Below are 9,637 nucleotides of genomic sequence, written 5' to 3' on the forward strand. Positions count from 1 at the left end.
CTCTTTAAACATTGAATGTTTACCAGAAAATCCAAGCGAACAACGTAAGTACTAAGATACAAACTAGGTTTAACACCATACCGATTCGCATCATCTCTTTTTGTTTGATATGACCAGAGGCAAACACGATTGCGTTAGGCGGTGTTGCAACTGGTAACATAAAGGCACAAGACGCAGCTACGGCGATCAACGCTGATAAAATAACGGGTGACATACCAAGAGCTTCAGCAATAGTCGCAAATAAAGGGACAAGCAGTGCGGCACTTGCGGTGTTACTCGCAAATTCAGTCAGGAATACAACAAAAGCAACTACAGCAAGAATTGTGAGAAGCACGCCAGCCGTTTCCAAGAAGCCACTGAGTGAGTGTGCTAAGAAGACACTGGTACCAGTCTCTTTAAGAACATTACTTAAGCAGATACCACCGCCGAACAGAATAAGTACACCCCAATCCGTTGATTTCTCGACATCTTTCCAATCAACAACTCTAGAAGCACCAAGCAGTACAATCGCACCAATTGCAACCAAGCTATCAAATTTAGAGAACCCGCCAATCATTGCGTTGATTGGTTTTCCAAATATCCAAAGCGTAACGGTTAAGAGGAAGATAGATAGAGTGATTTTCTTACTATTTGTCCACTCTACAGGAGCGTGGTCTAACTCAAACTTGTGGTTTAGCTTAGGTTTAGTCATCGCATATAGGATGACCATCGCGATTGGAAGCAAGATCATTGAGATCGGTAGACCCAGTTCCATCCACTCAGTAAAACTCAAGCCAACTTCCGCTGCTGCGATTGCATTTGGAGGACTGCCGACTAAAGTTGCAATACCACCAATGGATGCGCAATAGGCGATACCCAGAAGCACGAACACATACGTATTGCGGTCTTCACTTTGGTCAACTTTATTCATGATGCCAAGAACAAGGGGAAGCATCATTGCAGTGGTGGCTGTGTTTGAGATCCACATTGATAACCCAGCACTTACGCCAAATAACATGAAGACGGCGACAGACATTTTCCCCTTTGCTATTAGAAGCACCTTATCAGCAATCGCTTTATCTAGTTCTTGTTTGTTGAGTGCCGCCGCAAGAGCAAACCCCCCCATAAACAGAAAGATGATCGGGTTGGAAAAGTTAGATAATGCAGCCGATGTGTTGAAAACACCAAACAAGACAGCCAAAAGTGGAATGAGCAAAGCTGTGATGCTGACGTGAATGGCTTCGGTTAACCATAAAATCGCGACAAATACGAGAATACTTAGACCTGTATTCACTTGAGCTTCGAAAGGCAAGGTGTTGAGCAATAACGCAAATAGCGAGAAATTACCAATTAAGATCATGCTGTTGCGTGTAAACAGCCAGTGTTTCAGTGTAGTAACAAGTGCCGTCATAAGGCGCTCCTTTTGTTTATCCTCGTTTTATTGGTGCACCTGACCCAAAGAGCGATGCTTCTTATTTTTTCGAGGTATATAGTTTTCGAATTATCTTGTTTCAAGCTATACAGTGCTAATGCATTGACTCGATGTAGGGGTGGGCTTTGTTGGGATAATGTTACTTAAGTTAATAAAGGAGTGTTGGTGTGTTTTTGTGTAACAGTGGGGAAGTGTGAGGTAACAAATTAAAAATGTGTAGTTTTCTACACATCAGTCTCTGCTGGTCCTGCAATAGGCGGAGGGATAGGTGATGATTCTTGTTTTGGATTTAGTTGAATTGGCTCTTTCGGGCCAAGAAATTTAGGTGTGGTCCCAATAATGTATAGGTCAAGAAACGCTTTGGTGCGGGCAAACACTTCACGTAAGCGTATGGTCATTCCCGAGTGATGAGTTGGTCCAGAAACCGCTAAACACTTTGCGTGTATATCATAAGAATTAGCGATAAATAGCGCTCTTTCACAGTGAAACTTTTGAGTGATGATCAGGAAGTTATCTGTGTCGAATATTTTTTTTGCACGAACAATTGAGTCTAATGTCCTAAATCCAGCGTAATCTAGATTGATTCGTTCATCAGGAACACCTGCTTTCAATAAGTCTCGTTTCATCGTCCAAGGTTCATTGTAAGAACGGTGAGCGTTATCGCCACTCAGTAAAAATTGATTCACCTTTTCACGATTGAACAACTCGATAGCTGCTTCAATTCGGTATTTATAATAATCGTTGAGTGTTCGACCTAAATATTTACTGGTGCCGAGGACAACCGCAACTTCGCGCTCAGGTACTTCATCAATATCGTAAATGATGCGATCTTCTGCTTGCCATGAAACCCAATAATCGATAGCAATAATTGCAGCGCAGCTTACCAAGAATACGAGGAAGGCGCCGAACATAAACCCTTGTAGTTTTTGGTAAGCTTTTAGTAAGTAGGTACGGTAAACGTGAGAATCGAATTTCACTCTCGGTATGGCCCTTTGGTTGAACATTAAATTTTTGGTGTTCGATAATACCAAATAAAAATGAGAAAAATCAGTTAAAAAGACAAGACTGTGTAAAGAAAAAGCCCCTGTGATTACAGAGGCTTTGATTAGAAGCGTAACAATTTTTATTAGAATGCGGTGCGCTTGTAGCGACGGTAAACCGGCTGCCAGAAGTGTTGGTCAATGGCTTGTTGTAGTGCTTCGTCGGTGATCTCTAGAGCTACACCTTGTTCAATCGCTTTTTTACCAACAGCGAGAGCAATCTTCTTAGATACGGTATGGATCTCTTCCAATGGTGGAAGTAGAGCACCTGAACCATTGATTGCGAGTGGAGAGCACGTTGCAAGCGCACGACTCGATTCCATTAGCATTTCGTCAGTGATGCGTGACGCATTCACAGCAAGTACCCCAAGGCCGATCCCTGGGAAGATGTAGCTATTGTTACACTGAGCAATTGGGTAAGTTGTGCCGTTATGAGTTACTGGCTCAAATGGGCTACCCGTTGCTACCAATGCTTTTCCATCAGTCCAACGAATGATGTCGTTTGGTGTTGCTTCAACACGGCTAGTTGGGTTAGACAGTGGGAACACAATAGGGCGTTCACAGTGTAGATTCATTTCTTGGATGACTTCCTTACTGAATAGACCCGGAGCACCAGATACGCCAACAAGAACGGTTGGTTTTGCGTGACGAACAACATCCAGTAGTGAGAAGCCTGAGCTATCACTTTCCCAACCTTTAGTATTCGCATTGGTTTGAACTAAGCGTTGTTGGAAATCAAGTAGGTTTTGCATGCCTTCTTGTAGCAGGCCCCAACGATCAACCATGTACACTTGAGAACGAGCCTGAGCATCACTGATACCTTCAGATACCATTTGCGCGATGATCGCTTCAGCGATACCACACCCGGCAGAGCCTGCACCTAAGAAGGTAATACGCTGTTCTGAAAGTTTGCTGTTTGCGGCTTTACATGCTGCAAGTAGAGAACCTACAGTGACGGCTGCTGTACCTTGGATGTCATCGTTGAAACAACAGATGCGGTCTTTATAGCGCTCAAGCAATGGCATTGCATTCTTTTGAGCGAAATCTTCGAATTGTACTAATGCATCAGGCCAACGGCGTTGAACGGCTTGGATGAACTCTTCAACGAATGCATCGTAATCAGCCCCTGTGATACGAGGGTGACGCCAACCCATATACATAGGGTCTGCAAGACGTTGAGGGTTGTTAGTACCAACATCAAGCACGATTGGTAGCATATAAGCTGGGCTGATGCCGCCACAAGCTGTATAAAGTGCGAGTTTACCAATTGGAATACCCATACCACCGATCCCTTGGTCTCCCAAACCAAGAATACGCTCACCATCAGTTACCACGATAACTTTTACGTTGTGGTTGGTTGCATTATTCAGTAGATCATCGATGCGATCGCGGTTCGGATATGAGATAAACAAGCCACGACCACGACGGTAAATATTTGAAAAGTTCTCACATGCTGCGCCAACTGTTGGCGTGTAAATGATAGGCATCATTTCAGAAATGTGGTTTTGAACTAAACGATAAAAGAGCGTTTCATTTGTGTCTTGGATATTACGCAGGTAGATATGCTTATCCATATCGCTTTCGAAGTTGCAATATTGCTTGTAAGCACGTTCAACTTGCTCTTGAATTGTTTCGGTTGTTTCCGGTAACAAGCCTTCAAGGTTGAAAGAACTACGTTCTTGAGCTGAGAATGCGCTGCCTTTGTTTAGAAGAGGAGTACTTAGTAGAGCAGGACCAGCATAAGGTATATATAGAGGGCGTTTATCGTTGTTCATTGGATGCCTAATATGGGAGAAAGGGTAACTGAAAAATGATAACGGTTTAGTTATTCAATTGTAAATAGTTTCTCCGAGATCTGAGCAAACAAAATGATATTCTTAATTATGTCCCACACTTTTCGAATTCTAACGTCATAATTCGTTATACTTTGCTCACCGTTTTTCATTAGTTACCTTCTGTATGTCATCACTGCCCATCGATTCTTATCAAAAGACTTTCTATGAACAGATCTCTAATTCTCATCTTGTTGTCGAAGCTGAAACCGGGTCGGGTAAATCAACACGCTTACCAGTTTGGGCATCAGCGCATGGGCGAGTGTTGGTTGTTGAACCAAGACGAATCGCTTGTACGTCACTCGCTAAATATTTAGCGCAACAATCGGGCGAGAAGCTTGGTAACAAAGTGGGCTATGCGATTAAGCTTGAATCAGAATACAACGAGCAAACTAGCGTCGTTTTTGTGACGCCCGGTATCGCGCTGCGTTGGTTATCAGAAGATGGACTCGTTAGCTTTGATGTCATCGTGGTGGATGAGTTTCACGAGAGACGCTGGGACATTGATCTGCTGGTGGCGATTCTGAAGCAAAAAGCGAGTCATCGTTTGGTGATCACATCAGCAACCATTGAGGGGGAACGCCTTGCTCATTATTTGGATGCGAATCGCATAAGCTGTGAAGGGCGAACTTATCAAGTTGAGATTGAGCACCGAGCGAACGAATCCAGAACACTGCCTGATATTCGACATCTAGAACAGCGTATTGCGGAAGAAGTGAATCATCAGCTGATCGCTTCTTCTGGCGATATGTTGGTTTTTCTGCCGGGTAAAAAAGAGATCGTGCAATGCGAACAAGTCTTAGCGAAAAATCCAGATATCCAAGTTGTTAAATTGCATGCGTCGGTCAGTGATAAAGAGCGAGATTCAGCGTTATCGGGTCGCAATATCAATGTTGAAGGAAATACCCTGAGAAAGGTCATCCTTGCGACCAACGTTGCAGAAACGTCATTAACCATTCCTGACATTGGTGTGGTGATAGATTCAGGATTAGAAAGGCGCACCGTCCAGCGTAATGGCAGAACCACACTGATGCTTAAATCCATATCACGAGCGAGTGCCAAACAGCGAGCTGGCCGCGCGGGTAGGGTAATGGATGGCGTTTGCGTTCGTCTATATGGAGAGCATGCGGCGTTAGAGTTAGTCACACCGCCTGAGTTACAGCGTGAAGAGCTGACTGAACCTATGTTGGCTGCAGCATGTTGCGGCACCTCGCTTGAGAGCTTGTCTTTTCTTGACCTTATTCCTGAGAGGTCGCTAAATAGTGCGACCCAAACCTTACTGACAATGGAAGCGATTGATATCGACCATCAAATTACTGAGCACGGTAAAAATCTTTACCCGTTGCCGATTGATGCTTTGTATGCCGACATTGTTACTCGAATCAAAACCAAAGCACTAAAAGAAGCCATGGTGGATCTCACTGCTGCGTTGTCTGTTCCGGCTCGTTTGTACCAATTACCTAACAATGCAGAGCATCTTGAAGCGCTGGCTCAGCAAGAAAAAGAAGGGTGTGATTTAACCCTGTTAATTCAGATTGTTCGCGGTCGTGATTATCCGCATCTAGATATCGACCAACAAGCACTGAATGAAGCACAAGGACTGGCTAAGCAAATGCGGGAGGTGTTTGAACTTCCTCAGCTAGAAGTCGCGTCACGTTTCCAACGCATTGAACTGCTCAAGACCATTGTAAATCTGCATCCTGAACTGATGTTTGTGCGCCGACTTAAAAGGAAAGAAGCCTTTGCCAATGGAGCGTTAGAAGTGGTACTCGGTCGTCAGAGTCGTTTTCCTGATAATGCACAAGCCATGTTGGCGTTGGACACTCATACCTTGCCGGGGCGTGGCGTGAAGCAGACACTCACGTTAGCGACCACCACCGCACCAGTGCCTCTAGAGCTAGTGGTCGAAGCAGAGTTAGGTGAATGGCAGCAAGGTGAAACTGTTGTTTATGATGAGGGTGTTTTTACCGAGGTGGCGTTGGTCTATGCCGGCCGCCCTATTATGACTAAACTCGTGGCGGCTGAAGGTCAATTGTCATTGAAGCCTATCGTAGACCTCGTAGTCAGCGGTGCTCAGCTTCCCGGTTTTGCAGAACTCCGCACTCAAGAGATCAAGCATTGGCAGTTGTACGTGAGACTTGGGCTCGATGAGAAAATACACAATACCCCAGAGATTGAGCAATTGAGTTTTGAGGGATGGTTTATAGAGCAACTTGGAGTCTTAGGGGTTACTGACATTAGCGAGCTAGAAATGTTCGAACAGTCAGATATTCCCTTTGAAGGCATCCCAACTTGGCTTTATTCAGAGTTTTCAGAAAAATATCCGTTTTCTTTGAGCCTTGCTGATTTGCAGCTTGATGTTGAATACTTCCCCGGAAGAAAGCTGATTTACGTGCATTATCAATCGGGTGGTCGCAAGTTATCGCCAAAACGTTGGGAACTACCAACATGGTCAGGATGGCGTATTCAATATAAAAAAGCGAGCCGTATTATCGATATAAAATAGCTTAGATAAGTTTTATCTCTAAAATATTAATCAAATAGGCGCATATGTGATTTATCAGTGCGTATTTTGTTACAAACTTGATTTTTATATGCATTTTTAACCAATCAAAAGGTCATAAAAGACCATTCTTCTATATCCTATTGCTATATAAAAGAAGTTGGTGGATATTGAGTATATTGTGTTGCCAAAGTGTCGGGGGACATCATGGATAAACAGAAAGAGACGCGTGTAGAATTTGATTACACAACATTTCTTGGCGCCTCATGCAGTAAAAAATGGACTTTCCTGGAAGCACTTACCACCATTACCCCAGTATTCAGTACTGTCTGGCGCGATAGCATTAAAGAGCTAGCAAGCCCAGAAGATCGCTTATGGCAGATGGCATTGAAATCAATGTCTACGCGTAAAAGTGATGAATCAAACATTGTCACTTTGCTCAAGCTTGCCAAGCTAGAAGGAATAAATGAACTCAAAGTTGTGATGCCATATTCTCTTGAAGAAGAGCAGATAGAGTATATCGAATCGCGTAGTCATTTAGTGCTTGCGGTTAATTCTGGAGAAGAGTTTACGATTAGGCTGTAACTTCAGTTCGCCTACAACCTCTCTCAGGAATAGTAAAACGTACACGTAAAAAGGGCCTCAATATTGAGGCCCTTTTAGTATCTAAAACTTGTGTCTACGAGCTTATTAGCGTTCTAGCTTTTTATTTTGAGATTAAGCAATTAAGCGACTAGTCGATTAGACCATAGTCAGCGCGCAGTACATCAATGATCTCTTGCTTAGGATTTTCGCTCAGTACGATCTCTGCACCTGTGATTTTCGCTGCGATATCAAGGTAAGTGCGAGACAGAGACATTAGCGAATCAAGTGGAAGTTCATTATCACGAGCCAATGCTTCACGCTCTGGCATACGTTCTTTGTTTAACAAGATGTCTGCATCAGGGAAGTAGTTAAGCAAGAACTGACGGAAACCTTCTTTTGAGTTCTCAACGATGTTGCCGTTGTTGTATTCCTGAGTATCCCAGATACGCGATGAATCTGGAGTACCAACTTCGTCCATGTAGATAAGTTTTTCTTTGCCTTGAGCATCGTTGACGTAGCCAAACTCAAATTTGGTATCAACAAAGGTTTGATCTACTTTTGCTAGCGCTTGGCTGATTACGTTGAAGCCTTCTTTAAGAAGTTTTTCGTAATGCGCGATGTCGCTTGCTTGAGTAAAGTTGAAGGCTGCAAAGTTATCTTCGATGTTGTTACGAGTGATGTTCACATCGTCAGCTTCTGGAACGCCAGGAATACCTTTCAGAATTCCTTTTGTTGAAGGCGTGATCAGTAGCTCAGGCAACTTCTTGTCTTTCTCAAGGCCTTCAGGCATCTCGATACCACAGAATTCACGTTCGCCGTTCGCGTACGCACGCCACATTGAACCTGTGATGTATTGACGGCAAATCGCCTCGATCATGACTGGGCGAGCTTTTTGTACAATCCATACGAACGGGTGAGGGATATCAAGAATATGACTGTCAGCAAGTCCGTTGTCTTTAAACAATTTGAACCAGTGGTTAGAGATAGCATTCAGAGCCGCTCCCTTACCTGGAACACCTTTAAGATTCCCTTCACCACGCCAGATACAATCAAATGCAGAGATACGGTCACTGATCACCATGATTGCTAAAGGCGCATCTGGTGCTACATCGTAGCCTTTCTCTTTAATTAGTCGTTGGCTATCTTCTTCAGTTAACCAGTAGACCGAACGAACCTTGCCACTGTGGACAGGTTTATCAGTACGGATTGGTAGGTCATCATTTACGGCAAGAACTTGATCAGCAAGGCTCATTTAGACATTCCTATTTTTTATCAAACGTCGTACAGAGAAGTGCGGTGTGCACATGATTAGACGGGCATTATACCCAATCTACTATTTGCTTCCAGAGAAAAAGCAATCGATTGCTAAATCTATTATTTAAATAAAAACCCCCGCCTAACAATCCGCTAAAAAATTGGCGAATTGTAGGGCGGGGGAAGGCAGTATATTTGGACTTTGTTTTGGAGCTATGTTTGTTAAGTTAACTTTGTTAGCTAAAAGATTAAGCTATGTTTGTGAGCTATGTTTTTGAGCCAAAATGTTATTAAGCAAGGTGGTTTAGTGAATACGCTCTGAATTTGCATCCATAAAGAAGACTTCACATTGAAAGCGTAACCCTAGTGTTCTTAGGTACTGTTGGCTGAATTGGTCAATCGATGCACTTGCAACAATCGCGCTAGCATTCTTAGAACAGATTGCTTTCTCAACAGTTTCTACCTCAGTCATTTGATGAGAGGCTTTCATATGAATAACGCGGTCGCAGCAAACATTATGTTGCTTAAGCTGTTTAGCTGATGGTCTTGGTGTTTGAGCGGTAAACAGTAACCACTGATGTTGATTGGACAGCAACGCCATTCTTGCAAACAACGCTTCCTCGTTTGAATTTTTGCTTTTACGAGAAACTGATGTAAATGCGCAGTGAACTAGCGGGCTAGAGTGTTGTGCTTTAACGTGTGCTTGAATCATTTTGCTGTCCTTATATACATGCTGTATGTGTATACAGTAGTTTTGATTGCTTATAAGATCAAGCGTTTTTTGCGGGATTATTGGACGATCTTTGTCAAAAAAATAGATAGTGATCATCTAACTATATGAAAGTAAATAATAAATTAAATTCGAATGAATTTACTATTTTGTCTCATAAGTTGAAAAATATGTGAGTTTCATACAGGTGTATACAGTGGTTTTTGCATAAAAGTACTGTATACCTCCGTATAGAAGATAAGAAGATAAGAAGATAAGAAGATAAGAAGATAAGAAGATAAG

Annotated in this window: 7 protein-coding genes; 2 read left to right on the plus strand and 5 right to left on the minus strand. The window is 43.0% G+C overall.

Annotation, left to right across the window (positions count from 1 at the left end):
• Nucleotides 1–19: 19 nt before the first annotated feature.
• The 3 genes from WR49_RS01610 to WR49_RS01620 all read right to left on the minus strand — a co-directional run bounded on the left by WR49_RS01610 (nt 20) and on the right by WR49_RS01620 (nt 4,226).
• Nucleotides 20–1,390: an SLC13 family permease gene (locus WR49_RS01610; protein WP_046222837.1), complete on the minus strand. Its 1,371-nt coding sequence runs from the start codon at nt 1,388–1,390 to the stop codon at nt 20–22.
• Nucleotides 1,391–1,635: 245 nt separating this feature from the next.
• Nucleotides 1,636–2,388, minus strand: coding sequence for a SanA/YdcF family protein (locus tag WR49_RS01615; protein ID WP_046222838.1), 753 nt, complete (start codon nt 2,386–2,388; stop codon nt 1,636–1,638).
• Between the two features lie 149 nt (nt 2,389–2,537).
• Entirely contained in the window at nt 2,538–4,226 is a 1,689-nt protein-coding gene (locus tag WR49_RS01620) for an NAD-dependent malic enzyme (RefSeq protein ID WP_017055173.1), read from the minus strand.
• Between the two features lie 184 nt (nt 4,227–4,410).
• Between WR49_RS01620 and WR49_RS01625 the strand changes: the two genes are divergently transcribed.
• Nucleotides 4,411–6,789, plus strand: a complete 2,379-nt coding sequence (locus tag WR49_RS01625; RefSeq protein WP_046222839.1) for a helicase-related protein — start codon at nt 4,411–4,413, stop codon at nt 6,787–6,789.
• Nucleotides 6,790–6,993: 204 nt separating this feature from the next.
• Entirely contained in the window at nt 6,994–7,371 is a 378-nt protein-coding gene (locus WR49_RS01630; RefSeq protein ID WP_046222840.1) for a hypothetical protein, read from the plus strand.
• Between the two features lie 148 nt (nt 7,372–7,519).
• On the opposite strand, the gene WR49_RS01635 is transcribed toward WR49_RS01630, so the two are convergent.
• Both WR49_RS01635 and WR49_RS01640 read right to left on the minus strand, forming a co-directional pair.
• Nucleotides 7,520–8,623 (minus strand): phosphoribosylaminoimidazolesuccinocarboxamide synthase, encoded by a 1,104-nt coding sequence (locus WR49_RS01635; protein WP_017055177.1) that lies wholly within the window; start codon nt 8,621–8,623, stop codon nt 7,520–7,522.
• A gap of 306 nt (nt 8,624–8,929) precedes the next feature.
• The gene (locus WR49_RS01640) at nt 8,930–9,337 is read right to left on the minus strand and encodes a SulA-like leucine-rich domain-containing protein (RefSeq protein ID WP_046222841.1); all 408 of its coding nucleotides are present in this window, start codon (nt 9,335–9,337) and stop codon (nt 8,930–8,932) included.
• Nucleotides 9,338–9,637: the final 300 nt, after the last annotated feature.

Source organism: Vibrio sp. ECSMB14106 (assembly GCF_000972265.1).
Classification (GTDB): domain Bacteria; phylum Pseudomonadota; class Gammaproteobacteria; order Enterobacterales; family Vibrionaceae; genus Vibrio; species Vibrio kanaloae.